Source organism: Methylocystis borbori (genome assembly GCF_036576025.1).
Classification (GTDB): Bacteria; Pseudomonadota; Alphaproteobacteria; order Rhizobiales; family Beijerinckiaceae; genus Methylocystis; species Methylocystis borbori.
The window spans coordinates 1-24891 of record NZ_JAZHYN010000008.1 but is presented as its reverse complement, the minus strand read 5'-3'; the positions used below and the strand labels follow the sequence as shown (position 1 = coordinate 24891).

The 24891-nt window shown below is 64.4% G+C and carries 26 protein-coding genes and 1 pseudogene; 15 read left to right on the top strand and 12 right to left on the bottom strand.

Translation table 11 applies throughout. The features are described from left to right. Positions 1-2 precede the first annotated feature (2 nt). On the bottom strand, positions 3-332 hold the full coding sequence (locus V3H18_RS04250; RefSeq protein WP_332080670.1) for a polyhydroxyalkanoic acid system family protein: 330 nt from the start codon (positions 330-332) through the stop codon (positions 3-5). Between the two features lie 53 nt (positions 333-385). Here V3H18_RS04250 and V3H18_RS04245 point away from each other — a divergent pair, with 53 nt between their 5' ends. Then, a complete protein-coding gene (locus V3H18_RS04245) occupies positions 386-1171 on the top strand; it encodes an extensin-like domain-containing protein (RefSeq protein ID WP_408631757.1) in 786 nt (261 codons plus the stop codon). Position 1172: 1 nt separating this feature from the next. On the opposite strand, the gene V3H18_RS04240 is transcribed toward V3H18_RS04245, so the two are convergent. The 4 genes from V3H18_RS04240 to sseA all read right to left on the bottom strand — a co-directional run bounded on the left by V3H18_RS04240 (position 1173) and on the right by sseA (position 5372). Beyond that, positions 1173-2144, bottom strand: coding sequence for a PstS family phosphate ABC transporter substrate-binding protein (locus tag V3H18_RS04240; protein WP_332080668.1), 972 nt, complete (start codon positions 2142-2144; stop codon positions 1173-1175). Between the two features lie 295 nt (positions 2145-2439). Beyond that, the gene (gene glnA / locus V3H18_RS04235) at positions 2440-3849 is read right to left on the bottom strand and encodes a type I glutamate--ammonia ligase (RefSeq protein ID WP_332080667.1); all 1410 of its coding nucleotides are present in this window, start codon (positions 3847-3849) and stop codon (positions 2440-2442) included. Positions 3850-3975: 126 nt separating this feature from the next. Next, the gene (locus V3H18_RS04230; protein WP_332080666.1) at positions 3976-4314 is read right to left on the bottom strand and encodes a P-II family nitrogen regulator; all 339 of its coding nucleotides are present in this window, start codon (positions 4312-4314) and stop codon (positions 3976-3978) included. A gap of 179 nt (positions 4315-4493) precedes the next feature. Continuing rightward, entirely contained in the window at positions 4494-5372 is an 879-nt protein-coding gene (gene sseA, locus V3H18_RS04225) for a 3-mercaptopyruvate sulfurtransferase (protein WP_332080665.1), read from the bottom strand. Positions 5373-5560: 188 nt separating this feature from the next. Between sseA and V3H18_RS04220 the strand changes: the two genes are divergently transcribed. Next, positions 5561-5977, top strand: a complete 417-nt coding sequence (locus V3H18_RS04220; RefSeq protein WP_332080664.1) for a hypothetical protein — start codon at positions 5561-5563, stop codon at positions 5975-5977. Between the two features lie 78 nt (positions 5978-6055). Then, on the top strand, positions 6056-6883 hold the full coding sequence (locus tag V3H18_RS04215; protein ID WP_332080663.1) for a DUF3108 domain-containing protein: 828 nt from the start codon (positions 6056-6058) through the stop codon (positions 6881-6883). 8 nt (positions 6884-6891) lie between these two features. On the opposite strand, the gene V3H18_RS04210 is transcribed toward V3H18_RS04215, so the two are convergent. Continuing rightward, positions 6892-7284, bottom strand: coding sequence for a hypothetical protein (locus tag V3H18_RS04210; RefSeq protein ID WP_332080662.1), 393 nt, complete (start codon positions 7282-7284; stop codon positions 6892-6894). 813 nt (positions 7285-8097) lie between these two features. Between V3H18_RS04210 and V3H18_RS04205 the strand changes: the two genes are divergently transcribed. Further along, on the top strand, positions 8098-8868 hold the full coding sequence (locus V3H18_RS04205; protein WP_332080661.1) for a response regulator transcription factor: 771 nt from the start codon (positions 8098-8100) through the stop codon (positions 8866-8868). A gap of 12 nt (positions 8869-8880) precedes the next feature. Here V3H18_RS04205 and V3H18_RS04200 read toward each other — a convergent pair whose 3' ends face one another. Both V3H18_RS04200 and V3H18_RS04195 read right to left on the bottom strand, forming a co-directional pair. After that, positions 8881-9669 (bottom strand): YdcF family protein, encoded by a 789-nt coding sequence (locus tag V3H18_RS04200; protein ID WP_332080660.1) that lies wholly within the window; start codon positions 9667-9669, stop codon positions 8881-8883. A 157-nt stretch (positions 9670-9826) separates the two neighbouring features. Next, positions 9827-11506 carry an electron transfer flavoprotein-ubiquinone oxidoreductase gene (locus V3H18_RS04195; RefSeq protein WP_332080659.1) on the bottom strand — a complete coding sequence of 560 codons (1680 nt, stop codon included), beginning with the start codon at positions 11504-11506 and terminating at the stop codon, positions 9827-9829. 185 nt (positions 11507-11691) lie between these two features. On the opposite strand from V3H18_RS04195, the gene V3H18_RS04190 reads away from it, so the two are divergent. From V3H18_RS04190 to V3H18_RS04170, 5 genes are all read left to right on the top strand, one after another. Then, entirely contained in the window at positions 11692-12681 is a 990-nt protein-coding gene (locus V3H18_RS04190) for an HlyD family secretion protein (protein ID WP_332080657.1), read from the top strand. Further along, complete coding sequence (locus tag V3H18_RS04185; protein WP_332080656.1) at positions 12678-13607, top strand: ABC transporter ATP-binding protein; 930 nt, start codon at positions 12678-12680, stop codon at positions 13605-13607. The genes V3H18_RS04190 and V3H18_RS04185 overlap by 4 nt, the downstream gene beginning before the upstream one ends. 80 nt (positions 13608-13687) lie before the next feature. Continuing rightward, on the top strand, positions 13688-14788 hold the full coding sequence (locus V3H18_RS04180) for an ABC transporter permease (RefSeq protein WP_332080738.1): 1101 nt from the start codon (positions 13688-13690) through the stop codon (positions 14786-14788). Between the two features lie 49 nt (positions 14789-14837). After that, positions 14838-15041 (top strand): hypothetical protein, encoded by a 204-nt coding sequence (locus V3H18_RS04175; RefSeq protein ID WP_332080655.1) that lies wholly within the window; start codon positions 14838-14840, stop codon positions 15039-15041. 21 nt (positions 15042-15062) lie between these two features. After that, on the top strand, positions 15063-15503 hold the full coding sequence (locus V3H18_RS04170) for a hypothetical protein (RefSeq protein ID WP_332080653.1): 441 nt from the start codon (positions 15063-15065) through the stop codon (positions 15501-15503). A 179-nt stretch (positions 15504-15682) separates the two neighbouring features. Here the strand turns inward: V3H18_RS04170 and ubiA are convergent, their stop codons facing one another. Beyond that, complete coding sequence (ubiA, locus tag V3H18_RS04165; RefSeq protein WP_332080652.1) at positions 15683-16639, bottom strand: 4-hydroxybenzoate octaprenyltransferase; 957 nt, start codon at positions 16637-16639, stop codon at positions 15683-15685. After that, a complete protein-coding gene (locus V3H18_RS04160; RefSeq protein ID WP_332080651.1) occupies positions 16636-17082 on the bottom strand; it encodes a hypothetical protein in 447 nt (148 codons plus the stop codon). Before V3H18_RS04160 ends, ubiA begins: the two co-directional genes overlap by 4 nt. A 138-nt stretch (positions 17083-17220) precedes the next feature. On the opposite strand from V3H18_RS04160, the gene V3H18_RS04155 reads away from it, so the two are divergent. Beyond that, positions 17221-18003, top strand: a complete 783-nt coding sequence (locus V3H18_RS04155; RefSeq protein ID WP_332080650.1) for a 16S rRNA (uracil(1498)-N(3))-methyltransferase — start codon at positions 17221-17223, stop codon at positions 18001-18003. 232 nt (positions 18004-18235) lie between these two features. Beyond that, entirely contained in the window at positions 18236-18562 is a 327-nt protein-coding gene (locus tag V3H18_RS04150) for a hypothetical protein (RefSeq protein ID WP_332080649.1), read from the top strand. Between the two features lie 31 nt (positions 18563-18593). Here V3H18_RS04150 and V3H18_RS04145 read toward each other — a convergent pair whose 3' ends face one another. Both V3H18_RS04145 and V3H18_RS04140 read right to left on the bottom strand, forming a co-directional pair. Further along, positions 18594-19982: a glutamate--cysteine ligase gene (locus V3H18_RS04145; RefSeq protein ID WP_332080648.1), complete on the bottom strand. Its 1389-nt coding sequence runs from the start codon at positions 19980-19982 to the stop codon at positions 18594-18596. Positions 19983-20280: 298 nt separating this feature from the next. Continuing rightward, a complete protein-coding gene (locus V3H18_RS04140) occupies positions 20281-21159 on the bottom strand; it encodes a DUF937 domain-containing protein (protein WP_332080647.1) in 879 nt (292 codons plus the stop codon). Positions 21160-21436: 277 nt separating this feature from the next. Between V3H18_RS04140 and ispH the strand changes: the two genes are divergently transcribed. From ispH to V3H18_RS04120, 4 genes and pseudogenes are all read left to right on the top strand, one after another. Then, a complete protein-coding gene (gene ispH / locus V3H18_RS04135) occupies positions 21437-22450 on the top strand; it encodes a 4-hydroxy-3-methylbut-2-enyl diphosphate reductase (RefSeq protein WP_332080646.1) in 1014 nt (337 codons plus the stop codon). A 32-nt stretch (positions 22451-22482) separates the two neighbouring features. Continuing rightward, positions 22483-23448, top strand: a complete 966-nt coding sequence (gene thrB / locus V3H18_RS04130) for a homoserine kinase (RefSeq protein ID WP_332080645.1) — start codon at positions 22483-22485, stop codon at positions 23446-23448. Then, positions 23445-23915 (top strand): ribonuclease HI, encoded by a 471-nt coding sequence (gene rnhA / locus V3H18_RS04125; protein WP_332080644.1) that lies wholly within the window; start codon positions 23445-23447, stop codon positions 23913-23915. The genes thrB and rnhA overlap by 4 nt, the downstream gene beginning before the upstream one ends. A gap of 202 nt (positions 23916-24117) precedes the next feature. Further along, positions 24118-24891, top strand: a pseudogene (locus V3H18_RS04120) (OmpA family protein); the annotation flags it as partial.

Below are 24891 nucleotides of genomic sequence, written 5' to 3'. Positions count from 1 at the left end.
TGTCATCCTTTCGGAGGCGTATGGCCGATGCGCAGCGCGTCATTGGCGTTGCGGTTGACGAGTTCCTGCACCTTGCCGGAAAGCGCCGACAGGACCCACGGAAGCTGCACGTCAATGCGCAACTGATCATTCATGACCGCGACCTCCGCCGTCGCCGTCTGCCCGAGAGTCACGACGCGAATGGTCGCGACGTCGCCGGCCCAGGCGACCTCGGAATGGCCGATCTTGTCCACATAGTCCCGCTGCATTCTGGTCAGTTGTTCGGCGATACGGGCTTTCGCCGCTTCGACGCCGAGATTATGCGGCACAGTGACGGTGATGGCGTTCGACATGGGGCTTTCCTCCGCTCGCTCCAATTTAGGCGCCTTCAAGTCGAATGAGAAGGATGGCGCGATTGGGGATATGGAAAAGAGCGAAGCTTTCCCCTTTAAAGGCGGCGCGAGAGCGCTTCGGCGCGTCCATTCTCCTGTGCTCTCTCGTCGCGACGGCGGCCGCCGCGCGGGACGCGCCGCCGCTGCCGCCGCGCCGCCCCAACCTGCCGCAGGCCTCGAAGCCTGTCGAGACGAAGCCTGCAGAAGCGAAGCCGCCGCCGGAGACGACAAAGCCTGCGGAGGCGGTCGAAACATGCTTCGACAATTTGCGCGCGGCGGGCGTCCTCTTCGAGCAAACGCCCGCGCCGGCGGCGCCGCTCGACGGTTGCGGCATAAACGCGCCTGTCCGTCTTTCGGCGCTCAAGCTTGGCGACCGGCGCGTCGCTTTCAATGGGACGCCGCAACTCGATTGTCCCTTCGCGATTCAATTTGCGGATTTTGTGAAGAATCTCGCAGCGCCGCTCGGCGCCGCGACGATGGAGGCGCCGCTTGTCGCGATCGATTCCGGGCCGGGCTATGAGTGCCGCGGCCGCAATCGCCAGACCGGCGGCAAGCTCAGCGCGCATGGCAAGGGGATCGCTATTGATTTAAGCGCCTTCATTTTCTCCAATGGACGCAAAGTCGCGGTCGAAAAGCAGGACGATCCGCAGTCGACCGCTTATTTCAAGACGTTGAGAACGGCGGCCTGCGGCTGGTTCACGACGGTGCTCGGGCCGGGCTCCGACGCCGCCCATGCGAACCATTTACATGTCGACATCGAGCGGCATGGATCGAGCGACGCCTATCGCATTTGCCAATAATTCAGCGCGCCGAGGCGAGAAGTCCAAGCCGCGTCAGCTCATGCTCGCGGATATTGCGGGTGATCGGGTAATAGCCGCCCCGCTTGGCCTGGGTCTGTCCATCCTTGGAGAGGACATATTTGACGAATTCGCCGCTGAGCGTGTCGATCGGCTTCTTGGGATCTTTCAGCACATAAATATAGAGGCCTCTCGCGAGGGGATATTTCTTTGAGTACGTGTTGTCGAACGTCGCCTCATAGCAGCTTTTTCCCGAGTTCAAGGGAACCGCGCGAACGTCAGCCGTCTTGTAGCCGATGCCGGAATAGCCCATCGCATATTTGTCTTTCGCCACTTCGCTGACGACGGCTTCCGACCCGACCTGCATTTGCACCACGTCTTTGAAGTCGCCCCCGCCCAAGACGTGCTGTTTGAAATATTTGTAGGTGCCGGACAGATTGTTTCGGCTCTGCATGTCGATGGGCTTTGTCGCCCATTCGCCGGTGAGGCCAAGCTCGCCCCAGGTGCGGATGCTCTTGCCGCCGCCGCCTTTGGGGTCGGCGGCGAAAACCCGTTCTATTTGCTCCATGCTGATGCATTGAAGCGGGTTGTCCTTATGGACATAGATCGCGAGCGCGTCGATCGCCACGAGAACGGCCGTGGGTTTATAGCCGTATTTCGCCTCGAAGGCGCCGATCTCGTCGGGCGTCATCTGCCGCGACATCGGGCCAAGCTGCGCTTCGCCGGAAAGGAGGGCGGGCGGCGCCGTATTCGAGCCCTTGCCGATGAGTTCGATCGACACATTCGGATAGATTGACTGAAATCCCTCGGCCCAGAGCTCCATTTCGTGATGCATCGTGTCCGAGCCGACGGACTTCAACTTTCCCGACAGTCCATTGACGACGTTATAGGGAGAGAGCTCCATGTCGAATGCGGCCGCGCCTGCGGTCAAAGCCACAATGGCGGCGAAGACGGCCGGAAGGGCTCGCAGTTTCATGGCTTTTCTCCGTTGCGCCAAATCATGCGGCCGAACCACCCCGCTGCGGCAAGCGCGCGATCGACGTGGAACGGCTCTTTGGGATGCGGCTTTCTGGGGTCCGATGTATCGTTGGGCGTTCTTGCTTTCGCCGTAATGTCGCCAAAAGAAATGACACGTCCATGACGCTTGCGTGACAAGATTCTCGCGCCGTCGCGCGCCGTCCAATAACAGGCGCAAAAAAAACCGGAAGGCGATGCGTCGCCTTCCGGTTCGATAGTCTCGCCGCCCTCGCCAGGCGCAGCGGCGTGGTTCCTCAGTAGCTGTAATACATGTCGAACTCGACCGGATGCGGCGTCATCTCGAAGCGATAGACGTCCTGGAACTTGAGGTCGATATAGGACTGGATGAAGTCCTCGCTGAACACGCCGCCGGCGGTCAGGAAGGCGTGGTCGGCCTGAAGGCTCTGCAGCGCTTCGCGCAGGCTGCCGCAAACCGTCGGGATCGCCTTCAACTCTTCGGGCGGCAGGTCGTAGAGGTCCTTGTCGGCCGGCGCGCCCGGATCGAGCTTGTTCTGGATGCCGTCGAGGCCGGCGAGCAGCATGGCCGAGAAGGCGAGATAGGGATTCGCCGTCGGATCGGGGAAGCGAACCTCGATGCGCTTCGTCTTCGGGCTGGAGCCGAAGGGGATGCGGCAGGAGGCCGAACGGTTGCGCGACGAATAGGCGAGCAGCACCGGCGCCTCGAAGCCCGGAACCAGACGCTTATAGGAATTCGTCGAAGGGTTGGTGAAGGCGTTCAGCGCCTTGGCGTGCTTGATGATGCCGCCGATATACCACAGGCATTCCTGGGAGAGGCCGGCGTATTGGTCGCCCGCGAAGAGCGGCTTGCCGTCCTTCCAGATCGACTGATGGACATGCATGCCGGAGCCGTTGTCGCCATAGACGGGCTTGGGCATGAAGGTCGCCGACTTGCCGTAGGAATGCGCGACCTGATGGATGGCGTATTTATAGATCTGCAGATGGTCGGCGACGGTGACGAGCGTTTCGAACTTCAATCCGAGTTCGTGCTGCGCCGAAGCGACCTCGTGATGGTGCTTCTCGACCTTGACGCCCATCGCGGCCATGGCGGCGAGCATTTCGCTGCGCATGTCCTGCGCCGAGTCGACCGGCGGCACCGGGAAATAGCCGCCCTTGGTGCGCACGCGGTGGCCGAGATTGCCGCCCTCATAGGCGGTGCCGGAATTGGACGGCAGTTCGGAGGAGTCGAGCGTGAAGCCGGTGTCATAGGGTTCGGCGGAGAAGCGCACGTCGTCGAAGACGAAGAATTCGGCCTCGGGGCCGAAATAGGCGGTGTCGCCGATGCCGGTGGACTTCAGATATTCGAGCGCCTTCTTGGCGATGCCGCGCGGGTCGCGATTATAGGGCTGGCCGGTCAAGGGCTCGACCACATCGCAGACGATGGAAAGCGTCGACGCCGCGAAGAAGGGATCGATCGCGGTCGCCTCGAGGTCGGGAACGAGAGTCATGTCCGACTCGTTGATCGCTTTCCAGCCGGCGATGGACGAACCGTCGAACATGATGCCTTGGGTGAGAGCTTCCTCATCGACGATCGAAATGTCGAACGTCACATGCTGCCATTTGCCGCGCGGGTCGGTGAAACGGAAATCGACGTATTTGACGTCGTTGTCCTTGATCAGCTTCAGTACGTCCTTGGCCGTTGTCATGTCGGTCGATGCCTCTCTTGGTTGATCTTTCTGATCCGTTGCTTGCTGATCCGTTGCTTGTCCGGCGGGAGCCGCGAAGCGCTTAAAGATTTTGTCGAGGAAGCTCATGACGCGGGGGCTCGCTGGTTAGATGGCGTCCGTCCCTGTTTCGCCGGTGCGGATTCGGATCGCGCCTTCCACATTCGAAACAAATATCTTGCCATCGCCGATGCGCCCGGTCTGCGCCGCCTTGCGAATGGCCTCCACCGCGCGCTCCACGGCGTCGTCCGCAAGAACGATCTCTATTTTTACTTTGGGAAGAAAGTCCACGACATATTCGGCGCCGCGATAGAGTTCCGTATGCCCTTTTTGGCGACCAAAGCCCTTCGCCTCCGTGACCGTGATGCCTTGCAGACCGGCGGCCTGCAACGCCTCCTTCACTTCATCGAGCTTGAAGGGCTTGATGATCGCCTCGACTTTCTTCATTCAATTTCCTCGCGCGTTCAGCTGAAGCCCCGCCCGCCGGCTGCTATAGGCTTCGGCTAGAGCGCCGCCGAGCTTCTAACATTGCAGCAATGGCGGCGCCATGGCCAAAGTTATGGCGCCGATCATAGGCTGTACGCTTATTATCTGCGCCATATGATCATATATTAGGCGATATACGTCTATTTTTTATGCAAATTATCCTCATCCTTGACAACGGGCAGATCTTCTCGCGCGCCCCATTCCGACCAGGAGCCGTCATAGACTGTCGCCGTGGGCCGCCCCGACGCCGTGAGCGCGAGACTGATGATGCAGGCAGTGAGGCCCGAGCCGCAGCTCGCGATGACTGGCTTGTCGGGATCGAGCCCCGCCGAAGCGAAAGCCTGCTCCAAACCCGTTTTGTCTTTCAGGCGTCCATTTTCGACGACGGCGCCGAAGGGCAAATTCAGCGCGCCGGGCATATGGCCCGAACGCAGTCCGGGACGCGGCTCCGGCGCGAGGCCGCGAAAGCGCTCCGCCGAGCGCGCGTCGACGACTTGCGGCGAGCCCATTTCGAGCGCGCGCTTCACTTGCGCCGCATCGGAGACGAGGCTGGGGACGAAACGCGCGGTGAAGGGCGCGGGCGATTCCTTTTGCGGCTCTTCCTGCTCCAAGGGACGGCCTTCGGCCTTCCAGGCCGGCAGCCCGCCGGCGAGGAGCGAGACATTCTCGGCGCCGAAAGCCGCGAGCGTCCACCACAGCCGCGGCCCCGAAAACAGGCCGACGCTGTCATAGACCACCGCGCGCATCCCGTCGCCATAGCCTAGCCGCCGCATCTCCGCCGAAAAGATTTCGGGCTTGGGGAGCATATGCGGCAGGTCCGTCGAATGATCGGCGATCGCGTCGAGGTCGAAGAAGCGCGCGCCGGGAATATGGCCGGCGAGATATTCGGCGCGCGCGTTCCGGCCCGTCGCCGGCATATGCCAGGACGCGTCGAAGATGACGACGTCGGGCGCGTCGAGATGATCGGCCAGCCATTGGGTAGAGACGAAAAGCGTATCGAGATCAGCTTTATGCGACATGGTCTCGCTCATCATGCGCCTCGAATGATTTAGGCGGAGGCAATCAAACTCGCCGGCGAAGCCGCTTCCTCAGGATGAGAAAACATGACCCGGCCGCTGGGATCTTCTTCGCGGCGCCCGCTTGCATCCGCCGCCGCGGCGGCCACAATACGCCGATTCGATTCTCACGCCATTGGCGCAGGAGCATCATGCTCGACATTCCCGGCAAAGCCTGCGGTCCTTGCTATTTTTGCTGCAAGGTCCTTGAAATCGAGGAGTTTAAAAAACCGGCGGGAAAGCTCTGCGAGCATTGCGCCATGGCGGCGGGCTGCGGCGTCTATGACACGCGGCCGCAGGTCTGCCGCGACTATCACTGCCGCTGGAAGGAGGAGCGCGGGTTCTCTTCACAACTGCGTCCGGACCGCGTCGGCACGCTGCTCATGGACGATCCCGACAGCGACGAATATCACGCGGTCTGCGACCCGGAAAAGCCGTTTTCCTGGCGCAATCCTCTCGTATTCAAGCATCTTGTCGCCGAGGCGAAGGCCGGCCGGATGGTGGTCGCCAAGGCGGGGCTAAGGGCATGGCGCATCTTCGAAGACGGACATTGGCAGGAATGGGCCTGATCCTTCGCGCGCCGGCGGCGCGGATGAAAACGCAGGCCGCGCGAAGCGACTTGCTGTAGAACCATGAGCGCGAAAGACATGCTGTCAGATTTCGCCGCGCGCCGCCGAGCCCGCTTCATGGCGGCGGCCTCCGTCGTCCTTTGCGCCTTTCCGGCCAGCGCGGAAACGCTTAGGGCCCGTTACGCGCTGAGCCTCATGGGATTTCCCATCGGCAGCGCCGTCGCCTCCGGCGTCGTCGAGCCGCAGAATTATCGCGTCGACATTTCGATGCGGACGACGGGCCTCGCCAATCTCGTCAATAACGCCAAAGGCGCGGCGACCGCGAGCGGCGGCCTCGGCGCCGGCGGCCCGTCGCCGGCGAGCTACGCCAACGTCACCTCGAACAGCGACGAGACGCGCACCGTGCGCATGTCGCTCGCCGGCAACGCCGTGCGCGCGATCGAGGTGCGGCCGGCGCCCTGGGACGCTTCGTCGCGCGTGCCGGTGACGGAAAGCGCCAAGCGGAATGTCGTCGATCCGGTGAGCGCGCTGATCATGAGCGTGCCGCATGGGCAGGAGCTGACGGGCCCCGCCGCCTGCAACCGCACCATCTCAGTCTTCGACGGGGTGACGCGCTTTGACGTCGAACTCGTCTATGCCGGCGCCCAGACGGCGGAAACCAGAGGTTACGCCGGCCCCGTCTCCGTCTGCACGGCGCGCTATACGCCCATCGCCGGCCACAGGCCCGATAGCGCGTCGACGCGCTATATGGCGGCCAATAGCGATATGAGCGTCTGGCTCGCGCCCTTGGCGGATGCGCGCGTGGTCGTGCCGATCCATATCGCCATCGGCACGGCGGCGGGCATGCTCGTCATCGACGCCGCGGAGTTCCAGATCGGCCAGCGGCGGGCCGATTCAGGGCGCTGACATCCCCTTCAGTTCACCCGCATTTCTTTCGTCTTCTTGCGGTTCATCCGGTCGGATTCATATTCGAGATATCGCACCTCGAAAGGCTCGGCGCCCTTGTCCGGGCGCAGGCAGAAGGAGGGGCGGGGCGAGAAGCCGCCGCCCGGCGCCTCGAAACAGTCGGTGAAGCGCACTTCGCACTGGAACAGCGTCTCGGTCTTGGGCGCCGCCTGCGCGACAATTGCGCGCGCCCTCTCCGACGCTTCCTTGCATATGCCGGCGTCGACGCCCCACGACGCGCAGTCGCTCAGGGTCGCCATATATTTGCCGCCGCTCGCGCAGACGGGCGAGCGCCGCAGCCCATAGAAGGTCGCGACGCCAGCGGCGACGAGGGCGATGGCGATGAGAAGATATTTGAACATAGGGGCTTTAAGGCGCTCACTCTAGTATTGGGGCGGGACGCGCGCAGGATAGTCTCGGCGAGGCGCGCGCAGCAAGCGCGGACTGGCCTTCATCCCGCTTTTACGCGGACGGGCCCGAAAAAAGGGGCGATCAACAGTCGCTTGACAAGGGTCTGCGTCTGCAATAGTTCGTGAAACGCCGTATTTCGGAACCGCAGCAAAAGCTGTGGAGCATAATAGCTCTCCGAGCGCGGACAGGGCCGATGAAGCAATGCAGATGCGTTCCCGCCCAATGTGGTCGGCGTTACTAATTGACCGAGGGTGGACGGCGTCGGCGATACGATCCACTTGACCGTAAGAAGGAACGAAGCAATGCCGTTTCCAACGGGATTGCAGCGTGTAATATCGGCTTGCGGCTAAATCCGAAGTAATATCTGACTGAAGGAGGAAACTATGGGCGCTATTCTCGAATTGACCAGCTATGCCGCGACTCCGGTCGGCATGATCGCGATCATCGTCATTGGCGCGGTCGCCTATTTCGCCGCCCGCTGGGTTTTCAGCGACTAATACAAGCGCTTTCACCAGCGTTTCAAAAAGCGGCGCGTCGGCCAGGGTCGATGCGCCGTTTTTGTCGTCCGGCCGTTCGCCGGGGGCCTTGCTTGCGGCTGCGCGGAACGCGCTTGCATCTCCCATCCGCTACGCTATTCTGAGCGATACGCCACCTCGAATGGGCAGGGCGTGTCGGCCCGTTAAACCTGCCGATTGCATGATTTTTGGGCTTATATGGGCGGCGTCAATGGACGAGCCGCAGTCCATGCGGCCATGGAGGCTGTGATGGCGCCTACCTCTTCGATCAGGACCGGCGACAGCCAGAAGGATGGTTCGTCCGGCGACGCCGCCCCGACGGCCGGCCCGCGCGAGCGCATAGACGTCGCCATCGCCGACAAGAGCCCGCTGATCCTCGCGGGGCTCGACAAGCTGCTCTCCGACGACCGCCGCTTCAATCTCGTGGCGAAACTGACGGACGGCGAGGAGTTTCTCGAAGCCGCGCGTCAGCAGAAGTTCAACATTGCGGTGATCGGCTGGCAATTGCCGACGCTGCATGCGCGCGAGGTATTGCGGGCGCTTTCCCGCCAGGTCGCGGCGCCCAAGATCGTCGTCTACAGCGGCACCAACGACCCCGCCGCGCCGGCGGAAACGCTCCAGCTCGGCGGCGCCGGCTTCGTCTCCAAGCGCGCCCCGCCCGAGCGCCTGCTCGATGTGCTGGCGGCGGTGGCGGCGGGCGACATGGTGTTTCCTTTCGTCGACATCCGCAAAATGCGCAGCGATCCTTTAGAGAATCTGACGCTGCGCGAGCGCAGCCTGCTTTCGGCGCTCGGCTCCGGCCACACCAATAGCCAGCTCGCCAAGGATTTCGGCGTCTCGATCAATACGATCAAATTCCACCTGCGCAATCTTTTCGAGAAGCTCGACGTGCGCAATCGCGCGCAGGCGATCGCGCTGTTCCTGGAGATGAAGCACGGCGCTTATCCCGGCGGCGGGGGCGGGCGCAGCATGGAGCCGTCGAGTTCCTCGCGCGCGCGCAGAGCGCATCGGCCGGAATAGCGCGTCGGCGCGTCACGGCGCCGGAAAGAGCGCGTCGGTCTTTCCGGTCAGCCGATAGGCGACAAGCCCCGCCCATTCATGAACGGCGGCGTCGACGAGGCTGAGCGCGCCCGTCGCGCCGCCCGGAAATTCGAGACGCCCCAAGTCGCCATGGGTGCGATAGTCGACGGGAAAGGCGATCGCCGGAAAGCCGGCCTTGCGAAAAACGCCCATCGCCCGCGGCATATGGAGGGCGGAAGTGACGAGGAGCCAGCGTTCGCCCGGCTTCGGCTGAACGCGTTCGCGCGCGAAGACGGCGTTTTCAAGCGTGTTGCGTGAGCGGTCTTCATAAAGGACGTCGCCTTTGTCGACCCCCGCCTCGCGCCAGAATCGTCTTACGGCCTCCGCCTCCGGACGGGAGCCCGGCGTGGCGGCGCCGCCGGTGAAGACGAGCCGCGCATCGGGATATTTGCGCATAAGCGCGATCGGCGTCGTGAGCCGCTCCGCCGCTTCCGACAAAACCGGCCAGTTTTTATCGGCGCTCAATTCCGCATCGGCCGCCCCGCCAAGCACGATGATTCCGTCGGGCGCCGGCATGTCGCGCGGCGGCTCGGGAAAGCGCGCTTCGAGCGGCGCCGCGAGCATATGCCCGAGCGGCGTGAAACCCATGAGGAGCAGCGCGAGCGCGCCGAGCGTCGACAGCGCGCGTCCCCATGCGCGCCAGCGGGTGTAAAGCAGCGCCGCGCCGATGACGCAAAGAAAAATCCCGACGTGAACCGGCGCCAGAAAGAAGCCGAAAATCTTCGAGGCGATGAAGAACATCGGCTTTCGCGACTCATCCGCTTATCATTCCCGACGCGCCAAGCGCGATCTGGAATCCAGGACCTACTCAAAAGACTCGCGTCATGACTCTGGATCCCCGGTCAGGCCTTCGGCCTGCCGGGAATGACGCGTCAAGCGATCCGCTCGACATTCCGTACTACATATTCGGATAGTTCGGGCCGCCGCCGCCCTCGGGCGGAACCCAGGTGATGTTCTGCGCAGGGTCCTTGATGTCGCAGGTTTTGCAATGGACGCAATTCTGCGCGTTGATCACGAAGCGCGGATCGCGCCGCGTCTCCTCGTCGGCGTAGACGACCTCATAGACGCCCGCCGGACAATAGAGCCGCGCCGGCTCGCCATAGATCGGCAGATTGCGCGCGATGGGGATCGCGGGATCGGTCAGTTTCAGATGAACCGGCTGGTCCTCTTCGTGATTGGTGTTGGAGACGAAGACCGAGGAGAGCTTGTCGAAAGCCGTCGGCGCCTGGAGCTTGGGATAGGCGATGGGCGTCGCTTCCGAGAGCGGCTTCAAGGTCTCATAGTCGGCCTTGCCGTGCTTGAGCGTGCCGAAGAAGGAGAAGCCGAAAAGTTCATTCGTCCACATGTCGAGGCCAAAGAGCGGCGCGCCGACATAGGTCCCGTATTTCGACCAGAGCGGCTTGACGTTGCGCACGGGCTTGAGGTCGCGGCCGATGTCGGAGGCGCGCCAGGCGGCGTCATAGGCCGTCACTTCGTCATGCGCGCGCCCTTCCGCGATCGCCGCCGCGACGTGGTCGGCGCAGAGAATCCCGGAGAGCACGGCGTTATGCGAACCCTTGATGCGTGGCACGTTCATGAAGCCCGCCGCGCAGCCGACGAGCGCGCCGCCCGGCAAGACGAGCTTCGGCACGCTCTGCCAGCCGCCCTCGGTCAAGGCGCGCGCGCCATAGGAGATACGTTCGCCGCCTTCGAGCGTCGGCGCGATCAGCGGGTGAGTCTTGAAGCGCTGAAATTCGTCGAAAGGCGACAGCGTCGGATTCGAATAGTTGAGATGCACGACGAAGCCGATGGAAACATATCCGTCCTCGAAGTGATAAAGGAAGGAGCCTCCGCCCGTATCCGCGGCGAGCGGCCAGCCGAAGGAATGCTGCACCAGCCCGTCTTTGTGCTTTTCCTTCGGAATGCGCCACAGCTCCTTAAAGCCGATGCCGAATTTCTGCGGTTCGCTGTTCGCGCAAAGATCGTATTTCGCGAGAAGCTGCTTCGTCAGCGAGCCGCGCGCCCCTTCGGCGAAGATCGTATATTTGCCCTTGAGCTCCATGCCGCGCGTGAAGCTGTCCTTGGGCGCGCCGTCGCGGCCGACGCCCATGTCGCCGGTCGCGACGCCGACGACTTCGTCCTTGTCGCCATAGAGAATCTCGGCGCCGGCGAAGCCCGGATAGATTTCGACGCCGAGCCCTTCCGCCTCCTGCGCGAGAAAACGCACGACATTGCCGAGCGAGCCGACGAAATTGCCGTGATTGCTCATCAGCCGGGGCATCAGCGCATTGGGAATGCGAAGGCCGCTCGTCTCCGACAGCAGCAGGAACTGGTCCTCATGCACCTGCGTCTTCAAGGGGGCGTCGTCACGCTCGCGCCAGCCTGGCAGGAGACGGTCAAGGCCGATCGGGTCGATCACCGCGCCCGACAATATATGCGCGCCAGGCTCCGAGCCTTTCTCGATGACGACCACCGAAAGATCCGGCGCGACCTGCTTTAAGCGAATCGCCGCGGCGAGGCCCGCCGGGCCGGCGCCGACGACGACAACGTCATATTCCATTGTTTCGCGCGGCGGCAACTCGGCGTCCTGTTCAGCCATTTTCAATCCCTTTTGCGTTTCTTGGAGATATTCTAGCCTTTTTCGGCAGGGGGCCGCAAAGGCGCGTTTCGCGCCATTGTATGGCCTTGTCTTCCGCGCTAATCAGCCGTGTCCTGCTTCGCCGCCTGGGGCGGGAGGCGCCGAGTCCAAATCATGCGCGATTCCTTAAACCTCGCCGCGGCCGCATGAAACCTTGGGCGCTTGTTCTCGCCCTTGCGCTTGCGGCCGTCGCCGTCTGGCGCTTTGCGGGCCGTTCCGAGAGCGCGAACGGCGCGTTTCTCGGCTATGTCGAAGGCGAGACGCTTTACATCGGGCCGAATGAAAGCGAGAGGCTCGCGAGTCTCGCGGTCACGACCGGCGCCGAGGTGCAGAAAGGCGCGCCGCTCTTCGCCATGTCGACGACGCTGCTTGGCCGCGAGCGCGACGAAGCGGCGGCGCGCATCGGCCAAATGGAGGCGCAGGTCGAAAATCTCCGGGCGGCGATGAACCGGCCGCAGCAGATCGCCGTTCTGGAGGCCGGGCAGGAGCGGGCGGAGGCCGCTCTGCGTCTGTCGCTCGCCGATTACGACCGCCAGCAGAAACTCTACGCCGACGGCCATGTCGCAAAGGCCGCGCTCGATCGCGCCGCCATGGCCCGCGACCGAGACCAAGCCAATCTGAAGGAGGCGCGCCGCCAGGTGGAGGCGGCGCGGATGGCGAGTCGTTCGCACGAGATCGAGGCCGCCGCCGAGAACGTCAGGCAGGCGCGGGCCCAGCTCGAAGCGCTCGACATTCGCATTAAGCGCCAGAATGTCGTCGCGCCGGCCGACGGCGTGGTGCAGGACATCTATTTTCGTCCCGGCGAAATGGTCAATGCGGGTCAGCCGGTGCTCGCGCTGTTGCCGCCCGAAAACCGCAAGGTGCGCTTTTATGTCTCCGAGCCGAAGCTTGCGAATGTCGCGCTCGGCGAGCGCATGCGCGTGAGCTGTGACGGCTGCGCCGGCGATCTCTTTGGACGCGTCAGCTACATCGCCAGCCAGCAGGAATACACCCCGCCCGTCATTTTCAGCGATACGGAGCGGGCGAAGCTCGTCTTCAAGGCGGAAGCGCGGCTCGAAGGCGCCGCCCGCGCCCTGCCGATCGGCATGCCGGTGGCGGTCACTCCCGCGCCGGAGGCTTTGGGAGCGGCGCGGTGAGCGTGGAAAGCGACATCGCGATCGAGGTGCGCGGACTGACCAAATCCTTCGGCGCGAGAAAGGTCGTGGATAATTTCTCGCTCCAGGTCGAGCGCGGTCATATTCAGGGCTTTCTGGGTCCGAACGGCAGCGGCAAGACGACGACGATCCGCATGTTGTGCGGCTTGCTCACCCCCGACGCCGGCGAAGGCCGCTGCCTTGGCTACGACATCCGCACGCAGCAGGAAGAGATCAAGCGTCACGTCGGCTATATGACGCAAGGATTTTCGCTCTATCGCGATCTCACCATTCGCGAGAATCTCGAATTCGTGGCGCGCATTTATGGGCTGGAAGGGCCGGAGCGCGCGGCGCAGGACGCGCTCGAACGACTGGGCCTTCTCGCGCGCGCCGATCAGCTCGCGGGCGAACTCTCCGGCGGCTGGAAACAGCGCCTCGCGCTTTGCGCCTGCACGCTGCCCGGCCCCTCGCTTCTCCTGCTCGACGAGCCGACCGCGGGCGTCGATCCGAAGGCGCGCCGCGACTTCTGGGATGAAATCCATCATCTCGCGACGCAGGGCCTCACCGTGCTCGTCTCCACGCATTACATGGATGAAGCCGAGCGCTGTCATGAGATCGCCTATATCGCCAATGGGCGATTGCTCGCGTCGGGAACGATCCCGCAGATTATCGCCGGCGCGGGCCTTTCCACATGGGTCGTGACGGGCGAGGGGCTCGACGCGCTCGCCCGCGAAATTCAAAAAGAGCCGGGCGTCGACATGGTGGCGCGCTTTGGCGGGGCGCTTCACGTCGGCGGCCGCGACGGCGCGGCGATGGAGCGTCTTGCGCGCCGTTATGGCGCGAATGCGGCCTATCGCTGGGCGCGCGACGAGCCGACGCTTGAAGACGTCTTTATCGATCTGATGATTCGCAGCGGAGCGGACAAATGAGCGAACCGCTGGACGCGCCGGGTTTCTCGCGGCCCGCGCGGCGCGGCGCTGCGGCGCAGTCCTGGCAGCGGCTCGTCGCCATGTTCGTCAAGGAGTTCATTCAGCTCAGGCGCGATCGGCCGACTCTGGCGATGATCGTCGGCATTCCGCTCATGCAATTGCTGCTCTTTGGCTACGCCATCAACACCGACCCCAAGCATCTGCCGACCGCCTTGCTGACGCGTGACGACGGTCCGCTCGCCCATGCGCTGATCGGCGCGCTGCGCGCCACTGATTATTTCGACATCAAATATGTCGCGAAGGGCGAAACGGACGCCGACCGGATCATTCTCTCGAATGAAGCGCAATTCGTCATTCAAATCCCGCCGGATTTCTCGCGCCGGCTCATTCGCGGCGAAAAGCCCGCTCTGCTCCTTATCGCTGACGCCACCGACCCGACGGCGACTTCCGGCGCCGTCGCGGCCGCGCTCGGCGCCATGGGGCAGGCGCTCGATCGCGAACTGACCGGCCCGCTCGCTTCCCTCGCGCAATCCGAGGCGCCTTTCGAGCTTCGCGTGCAACGGCGCTACAATCCAGCCGGGGAGACGCGTCGCAACATCGTGCCGGGGCTCATCGGCACGATCCTCACCATGACGATGCTGATCTATACGGCGCTGTCGGTGACGCGCGAGGTCGAGCGCGGCACCATGGAGGCGCTGCTCGCCATGCCGGTGCGTCCCGTGGAGATCATGCTCGGCAAGATCGCGCCTTATGTCGTCGTCGGCGCAGTGCAAATGGCGACGATCCTGATCGTCGCCTCCTTCTTGTTTCATGTGCCGATCGTCGGCTCGCTTTTCACGCTTATCCTGCTGACGCTGCTCTTTATCGTGGCGAATCTCTCGGTCGGCTACACGATCTCGACGGTCTCCGCCAATCAGTTGCAGGCGATGCAGATGACCTTCTTCTTTTTCCTGCCGAGCATGTTGCTCTCGGGCTTTCTGTTCCCATTTCATGGCATGCCGGTCTGGGCGCAATATGCGGGGGAGATGCTGCCGCTCACGCATTTCCTGCGCATCGTGCGCTCGGTGATGCTCAAGGGGTCTGGATTTTCCGACCTCGCCGTCGATGCGGCGGCGCTCGCGGTCTTCATGCTCGCGGCGATGAGCATCGCCGTCATGCGCTTCCGCCAGACGCTCGACTGACGTTGACGGCGGATTTTGCATAGGCCTAACATCGTGCCGGAGGCAGGCGATGACCGATACGCAGGACCCCTATAAGCGGTTCAACACGATGATGAAATTGGCCGCTGTCGCGGCCGTGCTGTTGACCGGCTATTATATCTGGTCGTTTTTCGTCTCCAGCCGCTATCAGGCGCTTTGTGGCGGCTCCTATTGGGAACTGAACCAAAAACAGATCGACTCCTGCCTCGACATGAAGAGAGAGCTGGAAAAGTAAAAGGCGACCGCGAGGGAGAAGATGGAGAGTCTGCCAGGCCCATCCGCCATCCTCCTTGGCGCGGCGCTCCTTCTCATCGCGCCGGGCGCATCCGCGAAGGAAATTCATCTCGACTGCGAGCGAGAAAGCCAGACGGCGATGGTCGATATCGACACCGACCGCGCCTTCCTGCAGATCATGTGGGGCGAGGGCGTCGCCGAGGAATTCAAGGAGGGCGATTCCTATATCTCCGGGCCGGACAAATACGGCCGCAAGGAGAAGGTCGCCTATGTGATGCATGTCGAGCGCGACGTCGTCACTTTCGGAACCGATCGTTCTTGCCTGGAGGATGGCGCAAGGAAATGCGTCGACCAGCATGTGCGCAACACGCTCGACGTCAATCGCGGCGAGATGAAATATGACGATGGCGATACGATCGCCGTGCTGAAATGCCATCCCGCGCCGCCGGGGCGGCGGTTCTGAAACTCTCTATCGGAACGCGGAATGTCATTCCCGGCAGGCCGAAGGCCTGACTGGGAATCCAGAATCAAAACGCGAGACGATGGAGTTTGTTCTGGATTCCCGATCGCTTCCTTCGCAAGCGTCGGGAACGACATCCGAGCTTTTCAGACGGAAGCCGCATGACAGCGCGAATTTGCATCTCAAAAAAGAAAAGCGAGGCTCTGCACAAGGAAGCCGGCGAAAAGCAGCAGCCCCGCGTCGCGATTGGCGCGAAAGAGGCGCAGCGCCGTTACCGGCGCGATGTCTTCGTCAACCTGCGCGATCTGCCAGGCAAGATGCGCCGCATAGGCGGCGACGCCGAGAAAGGCGAAGGCCCCGCCGCCCGCGAGAAGCGCGGCGAGCGCCGCGCAGGCGATTGAGCCGGCGTAGAGCGCGCCGACCGCGAGTTTAACGCGCGCGCCGAAGAGCCGCGCCGTCGAGCCCACGCCGATGACGACGTCGTCGCGTATGTCCTGCAGCGCATAGATCGTGTCGAAGCCGATCGTCCACAGGATGGCGGCGGCGTAAAGAAACAGCGCGGGCGCGCCGAGCGCGTCCGCGCGCGCAGTCCAGCCGAGGAGCGCGCCATAGGCGAAGGCGAAGCCGAGTATCGCCTGCGGCCAGGAAGTGAAGCGCTTGGCGAAAGGATAGACCAACACGATCAGCGGCGAGAGCAGGCCGAGCGCGATGGTCAGTCCGTTGAAGGACAGAAGCACGGCGAGGCCGACAAGACATTGCGCGACGATAAAGCCGAGCGCCGCCCGCGGCGTGACGCGCCCGCTCGCGAGCGGCCGTGACCGCGTGCGCTCCACCTTCGCGTCGATGTCGCGATCGACATAGTCGTTATAGGTCGAGCCCGCGCCGCGCATGGCGACGGCGCCCACGAAGAATAGAGCGAGATGCCAGAGATTGGGCGCTTCGCGGAGCGACGCCGAGGCGAGCGCGCTCGACTCCCAGCAGGGAAGCAGCAGCAGCCACCAGCCGATCGGACGGTCGAGTCGCGCGAGCTGAACATAGGGCCGAAGCGCCGGCGGCGCGCGCCGCCAGAGCGGATGGTCTACGATGGAGTCGGGCAGAGCGGGTGCGCCCGCCGCCTCGCCGCTTGGCCTCAAGCTCACAGCGGTCCGGCGGGGAGTTTCGGCGGCGCCATCATGCCGCCGCCGGCCTCCGCCTGTTCGCGCATTTGCTTGGCCTTCGCCGCGACCGCGCAGGCCTGCGAGGCGAAAGTTTGAGTCTTGGCGCGCGCTTCCTTGAAGTTGTCGACGACATTATCGGGAACGTTGCACCATTCCTTGTTCTTGGTCATGTAATTCAACATTTCCGTCTCGACGCTGACGAGACGTTTCGCGGCGGGGCAGGCGGCGACCGGGTCCATTTTGCCCTTTCCGGCCTTGCCGAGAGCATTGAGCGCCTGGATGCCCGCCATGCGCTTTTCCGAGAGCTTTTGGAAGTCTTCCTGGCAGGACTGTTGTTGTGCGTAGGCGCCGCTCGAGGCGACGATCAGCGCCAGGAGCGACAGGCGCGCGACGTTGCGCTGGAATAGAAGGGCTCCGAGAATCATGGTTTACGTCCGCTTGTCTGGCTCGCACGCATTATCAGCAGGCTTGCCCGCGAGGCAAGATTTGGCGAACTTGCCCGCATCAAAGCGGCGGCTTCATGGCAGGCGCGCGCCGCGCCCGCGCCTTCTCGGGAAGTGATTGTGGCACATTATGATTTCAACGCGCAGCGCTTGTTCGTCGCCGACGATCTCGCGCCTGGCGCAGAGCTTACGCCTTCTTCCGAGGCGCTCAACTATCTTCTCAATGTATTGCGGCTGGGGGAGGGCGACGCCATCGTCCTCTTCAACGGCCGCGACGGCGAATTTCGCGCGACGCTGCGCGAGGTTACGCGCCGCAAGGCGTTCTTGCGGGTCGAGGAGCTGCTGCGCCCGCAAAGCGCCCCGGCGGATCTCGACTATTGTTTCGCGCCGTTAAAGCAGGCGCGGCTCGACTATATGGCGCAGAAGGCGACCGAAATGGGCGCAGGGCGGCTCGTTCCGGTCATCACTCATCGCACCCAGGTGCGCCGCGTCAATCCGGCGCGCCTGCGGGCGAATGCGATCGAGGCGGCGGAGCAATGCGGCCTGCTCGGCGCGCCCGAGGTCGCGGAAGCCGTCGAATTGCCCGCCTTTCTCGAGTCCTTTCCCAACGACAGGCTGCTCGTCTTCTGCGACGAGGACGCCCCCCTCGCCAATCCCGTGGCGGCCCTCGACGGTCAGACCGCGCAAAGCGGCGTGAGCGTGCTGATCGGTCCCGAAGGCGGCTTCGACGAAGGCGAGCGCGCGGCGATTCGGCGTCTGCCGAATCTCGCGCGCCTGTCGCTTGGCCCGCGCGTGTTGCGCGCGGATACGGCCGCCGTCGCGGCGCTCGCGATCGTGCAGGCGGCGCTCGGCGATTGGCGGCGACCGGCCGGATCGGCTCCTTATACGGAAAATAAAGAGTAAAATTCAGATTGTGCGCAGGAGCGCGCGGCGCGGCGGCGAAGACACGATGCTGCCACGATGTTCGTCTCTATTCGCCTTGGCGGAACGAGGCGCCGCGTCGGGGTAGAGCGAAGCGCCGATCGTCGCCGCCCGCGTAATGAGCGTAACGAACGCGAATTCTTTACCATGTTGGGCGCCTGAAGTTTCGACACGCCACAGCGCGCCGAGCTTTCGGAAATAAGGCTGACGACTCATGACACTGACCATTTTCCGTCGCAGCGACCGTCTTCTTCCGCCGCATCTTTTCCTTGGCGCGCTGGCCTTTACGGCGCTTGCCGTCGCGCCCGCCCGGGCGGAAAACGCCAGTCAATGCGCGCGTTACGGCGCCGACTATGTCGCGGTGGCGGGCTCGAACGGCTGCGTGCGGCTCGGCGGCCATGTGCGCGTCGACATGCCGCGCAATCCGCTCGCCCCCATGGGCTACGCCGAAATGAGTCGTGACGGCGTGCGGCACGCCGCTTCGCGCTCGGCGCTGCCGCCGATGGCGCCTTTCGGCCTGCACGATCTCTTCCCGCGCTGAAGCGAGCGTCGGGGCCGGCGGCGGAAGCGCCCTATATCGGCATGACGCATTCCGTGAAGGCCGGCTCTACCGATCGCCCCCAAGCTCCGTGATAGGCGTCGAGCCGCCGCTCCGCCAATGAACGCCCCTCTTCGACGATCACTTCCAGCGGCGTGAGATAGACGGTCTCGTCCTCTCCTTCGGCGTTGAGCCGGGCGCGCCGGCGTAGCCCCTCTTTCGCGAGCGCCAGAACGTCGCGGCCGATGTCGCGCAGATTGCGGTCGCCGATCATGGCGGCGAGCGCAAGCCTTGGAACCTCGTCGCGCAGAGTTTCGCGCTCCTCCGCGCTCCAATTCTTGGTCAATTGGCGCGCCTGATCGAGCGCCGCCGAATCATAGAACAGTCCCGCAAAGAGCGCGGGCAGGGCGGTCAGGTGGGCGCGCGGGCCGGCGTCGGCGCCGCGCATTTCGAGATAGTTCTTGAGCCGCACTTCGGGAAAAATCGTCGAGAGATGATTGGCCCAGTCGGACATTGTGGCGCGCTCCCCCGGCAGTTGCGGCAGGCGCCCTTCTAAAAGGTCGCGGAAGCTCGCGCCGGCCACGTCGTGATAAACGTCGCCGCGCTTGACGAAATACATCGGCACGTCGAGGGCGTAATCCACATAGCGCTCGAAGCTGAATCCCTCCTCGAAAACGAAGGGCAGCATGCCGGTGCGATCCGGATCGGTGTCGCGCCAGATGAAGGAGCGCTGCGAGAGCCGGCCGGTCGGCGCGCCCTCGAGGAAGGGAGAATTGGCGAAGAGCGCGGTCACGAGCGGCTGCAGGGCGAGTCCGACGCGCATCTTCAAGACCATGTCGGCTTCGCTGACGAAGTCGAGATTGACCTGCACGGTCGCGGTGCGAAACATCATATCGAGGCCGAGCGCGCCGACCTTCGGCATATAGGCCCGCATGATGTCATAGCGTTGCTTGGGCATCGCCGGCGTCTCTTCCCGCGTCCATTTCGGGCTGCAGCCGAGATCGAGGAAGCGTATGCCGAGGGGCCGCGCGACCGCCGCGAGCGCTTCGAAATGCGCTTCGATCTCGGCGCTCGTCGCATGAACGTCGAGCAGGGGGGCGCCGGAGAGTTCGAACTGGCCGCCGGGTTCGAGCGAAATCGCGCCGCCGCCGTCAGGCTGATAAAGCCCGATCAGCGCGTCCCGGTCGAGAATCGGCTCCCATCCCAGCGCCGCCTGCAATCCTTCGAGGAGCGCGCGCACGCCGCCGCGGCCGCCCGCGCCCTCATAGGGGACGGGCGCGTTCTCGCCGGCATAGAACGGGATTTTCTCATGCTCGGTGCCGATGCGCAGCGGCGCGCCGCCGGTCTTGCACCCATTTTCCAGCCACTCGACGAGCGCGCTGCGCGACGCGATCGGCGTCGTATCGGATACGTCGCGGGCCATTTACCGGAGGTTTTCCATATCTGTAAGTCGTGCGCGAGGGCTGCGGCGGCGGCGCGCCCCATGCGCTCCCGGGACCGGGCCGACGTGGATTGCCGGAAAAGCCGCCTTCGCGCAAGCCTCGACTATGGTCAGCCGCGCGAGGCGCCGCCGCCAGGCCTTGGGCGCCTCTAGAGGCCAATTCTCTGTAAACGCTTGATTACAAGCGCGTCACCGCCACCCATCCAAGGCCTCGATGAATTTCGCGCCCTGCCTGTTTTGGCGGCGACGCCAATTGAATCCGCCGCTCTCCGCCGCGCCGTCAGCGCCTGCCCAATATCTGGCCGAGCAGGTCTTGGAGATCCGCCCGCCCGCCAGCGCTCTGGCTTTGACTTTCGCCTGCGCCGGGGCTTACGCCGCCGCCGCGCCCGACTTGCAAGGTTTTCTTGATCTCTTCAATCGCCTGCTGAACCGAATCCTGATCGAGTCCTTCGGGCAGTCCGGCCGGCCCGCCGCGGCCGATTCCTCCGCCCGCGTCGCCGAGCGGTCCGCCATAGTCATCCGGCCGCTGTCGGCGTCCCCCGCCAAGCAGCGAACCGAGAATCGAGCCCAGAATGCCGCCGAGAGGTCCAAGGCCTCCGCCGCCGCGCGGCAGGGGAGGTGGCGCCGGCTCCGGTTCGCGAGGGGGCGCGCCGATCGCGCCGCCGCCGAGAATCTGCCCCAGGATCTGGCTCAGCGCGCCGGATTTGACGACCTGCTCCAGGATTGAGCCCAGTCCCTGATTGCTCGCATTTTTGAACAATCCGCCAAGCAGCACCGAGGCGAGCACCGGCAGGAGCTGCGAGAGAATGTCGGGACGCAGGCCGGACTCGCGCGCCGCCGCCTGCACCACCTGACCCGCAGCGGCGGGCGAACCGAAAAGATCGTCGAGGAACGCGCGCGACTGGGCGACGGAAGCCTCGCCTTGCGCGGTCTCCGCATCGTAGAAGGCGGCCCCGCGTTGGGGCGAGACAAGCTCCCCGATCAGCTTCTCGAAGAGCTGGGGGTGTTCCACCGCCCGGCTCAACCCGATTTCGAGCGCGGGGGCGAGCGCCCTCACCGCATTTTCCGCCTGTTCGTCGCTCAGGCCGTAGCGTTGAGCGAGATTGGCGATCAACTGGCCGCCTTGCGCGGAGAGCAGAATCTCGTCGAAGTTGGACATGAGCGTTTCCCTTCCCGCCGAGGCCGCAGGGCGCAGCCGGCGACGGGCGCATGTTGTCACACTCCACCCGCCCCGCCAATTGACGCGGCGCCCGCGTCGACGCCCTGTCCTCAAAGCCTCGCTATCGGCGTAAGGGCGGGCAGGGCCGTCCTCGGCTTGACACCCGCGCCCCGGCGCGACATCACTTGCCTCAAATCGGCGGCCGCAGCGAACGGATGGCGCGTTCCATCGCGCGTTTCCCGCCGCCTTTACGCCGCCCTCCGTCAAAGGCGCAAAGATGAATATTCAGACCCGTCCGCCCCAGCCGGTTGCGCCGGAGACAGATGCGCCGAACGCGTCGGCGCGGAAGCCGCCGCTGAAAATCCTTCTGTGCTCGCCGCGGGGATTTTGCGCCGGGGTCGTGCGGGCGATCGACGCCGTCGAGCGCGCGCTCGCCAAATTCGGGCCGCCCGTCTATGTGCGCCACGAGATCGTGCATAACCGCTATGTCGTCGAATCGCTCAAGGCCAAGGGCGCGATCTTCGTCGAGGAGCTCGAGGAGATTCCCGAGACGAGCGCCCCCGTGATCTTTTCCGCCCATGGCGTCGCGAAATCCGTGTCGGCGCAGGCGACGGCGCGCCATCTGCTCGCCATCGACGCGACCTGTCCGCTCGTCACCAAAGTGCATCGCGAGGCCGAAATCCACTGGCGGCGCGGACGCCGCGTGCTGCTCGTCGGCCATTCCGGCCATCCCGAGGTCGTCGGCACCATGGGCCAATTGCCGGAAGGCGCGGTGGTGCTGGTCGAATCGGTTGAGGATATCGAGCGTCTGCAATTGGAGGATGAGAGCAATCTCGCCTATGTGACGCAGACGACGCTCTCGCTCGACGATTCGCAGGAGATCGTCACCGCGCTGATGCAGCGGTTTCCGAAGATCGTTGGCCCGCATAAGGAAGACATCTGCTATGCGACGACGAACCGGCAGGCGGCGGTGAAGCAGGTCGCGCCGCATGTTGACGCCGTGATCGTCGTCGGCTCGCCCAATTCCTCCAATTCGCAGCGGCTGCGCGAAGTGGCCGAGCGCGCCGGCGCGCCGGCTCAATTGGTGCAGAGCCGGGGCGAAATCGACTGGGCGATCTTCGGCTCGATCGCGTCGCTCGGCATCACCGCGGGGGCGTCGGCGCCGGAAGTTCTCGTCGAGGAGATCATGGACGCTTTCGCCGAGCGTTATGAGATCGCCGTCGAGATGGTCTCCACCGCCGACGAGAGCGTCTCCTTCCCGCTGCCCAAGGAGCTGCGGGCGATCGCCTGACGGCGCGGCCCCGCGGCGAAACGGCGACGCTCATGGCCGTCTATACGCAGGTCGACGACGAAGAGCTGATCGCTTTTCTTTCGACCTATGATCTTGGGCCTCTGCTCGCCTGCAAGGGCATCGCCGAAGGCGTCGAGAATTCCAACTACTATCTGCACACGGGCGCCGGCAGCTTCATTCTCACGCTTTATGAAAAGCGCGTCGCTGAAGTCGATCTGCCGTTCTTTCTAAGTTTGATGGAGCATCTTGCCGCGCGCGGCGTCACCTGTCCGCTGCCGGTGAAGAATAAGGCGGGCGTCGCGCTCGGGCGCCTCGCCGGCCGTCCCGCCGCCATCATCACCTTTCTCGACGGTTATTCCGTCCAGCATCCCGAAGCCGCGCATTGCGCCGCGCTCGGCTCGGCCCTCGCCGAGTTTCATCTCGCGGGCGCCGATTTCGCCCTGCGCCGCGCCAACGCGCTTTCCGTCGACGGCTGGCGGCCGCTCTTCGCGCCCTGCGCGAGCCGGGCGGAGGAAGTCGCGAGCGGCCTGGGCGCGCTCGTCGAGGCGGAGCTCGGCCATCTCGAAGCCCGCTGGCCGCGCGACCTGCCGAGCGGCGTGATTCACGCCGATCTCTTCCCCGACAATGTCTTCTTTCTCGGCGACAGGATTTCCGGCCTCATCGATTTCTATTTCGCCTGCACCGACGCCTACGCCTATGATCTGGCGATCTGCCTCAATGCTTGGTGCTTCGATGCGGAGCACCGTTACGAGCCGGAAAAAGGCGCCGCGCTTCTCGACGCCTATCGGCGCCGCCGGCCGCTTGCGGCGGAAGAAATCGCGGCCTTTCCGACGCTCGCGCGCGGCGCCGCGCTGCGGTTTCTGCTGACGCGCTACGTCGACTGGCTGAATGTGCCGCCCGGCGCGCTGGTTCGGCCAAAAGACCCGCGCGAATATCTTGCGAAGCTTCGGTTGCACCAGTCCGCAGTCGACGCGCGCTTTTACGGCCTCGCGTCATGACGCGCCGCGTCAACATCTGGACCGATGGAGCCTGTTCGGGAAATCCCGGCCCCGGCGGCTGGGGCGCGATCCTGCGTTTCGACGCGCGCGAAAAGGAAATCAACGGCGGCGAGCCGCTCACCACCAATAATCGCATGGAGCTGATGGGGGCGATTATGGCGCTGGAGACGCTGACGCGGCCCTGCGCCGTCGATCTCCACAGCGATTCGCAATATTTGCGCAATGGCGTCACCTCCTGGATCGCCGGCTGGAAGGCGCGGGGCTGGCGCACCGCCGACCGGAAGCCGGTTAAGAACGTGGATCTTTGGCAAAGGCTGGAGTCCGCCGCCGAGCGGCATGACGTCGACTGGCATTGGGTGAAGGGACATGCCGGCCATGAAATGAACGAGCGCGCCGACGCGCTGGCGCGCGCCGGCATGAGGCCCTTCATGCCCGGCCGGCCTGCGTCAAATGGGCGCCCGTCCTGACGGGCTCTTGTTTACGCGCCGCGCAACCCTATCTCCCGAATCATCTAGGACTCTTCTTCTCCCTTGGGGGGCGCGGCGCGGCCGCGTCCCCCATTTTACTGCGGCCATCATCTTGACATGCGGCGCTGCCAAGCAACCATGTGTCGATTCCCAGTATGCGCGTCTTCGCTGATTCTCTCTTCGACGGGGAGCAAAGACGTCGATGCATCTTCCCAAAAAATGGTGGATCGGACTGCCGATCCTCGCCGGCCTCGTTTATTTCGCGCAAGACGCGCTGACGCCGCAGCTTGAGGCGGCGATTCGCGCGAGCGTCGCCGCGCGGCTTTCGCAAGCGCCGGACGCCATCGACCGGCCGCAGATAAAAGTCGCGGGCCGCGATGTCGTCCTCGCCGGCATTTCGCTCTCGCCCGAGGCCAAGCGGCGGCTTCTCGCGGCGATCGGCGTCGAGACGCCCGCCCGCCTCATCGTCGATGCGACGGAGCCGCTCACGCTCGCCAGGCCCTTCATGCTCAAACTGGAGCGCCAGGGCGGCAAGGCGACGATCTCGGGCCATCTGCCGCCTTCCGGCGCGCGCGAGCGGCTCGCCGCGCAAATCGCCGCCCTCGGCCTTGAGGTGACGGACGCCGCGACCTACGCCGACGGCGCCCCGCAAAATTTCGCCGAACTCGCCGCCTTCGCCGCGCAACGCCTCGCGGAGCTCGATCCGGCGAGCGCCACGATCAGCGACGCGACGCTCGCGGTCGCGGGCGAGGCGCGCAGCGGCGCCGATTATGACAAGGCGCTGTCCGCGCTCAAAGCGCCGCCCCTTGGCGCCGGCGACTTCAAGATCGAGATCTCGCCCCCGCGCGTCTCGCCTTACGTCTTCTCCGCGTCGCTGCGCGACGGCGTCATCGCGCTGTCAGGCCATCTGCCGACGGAAGCGATGCGCAAGGAGGTCGTCGCGAAAGCGGCGGCCGCCGGCGCCGGCGCGGCGGTG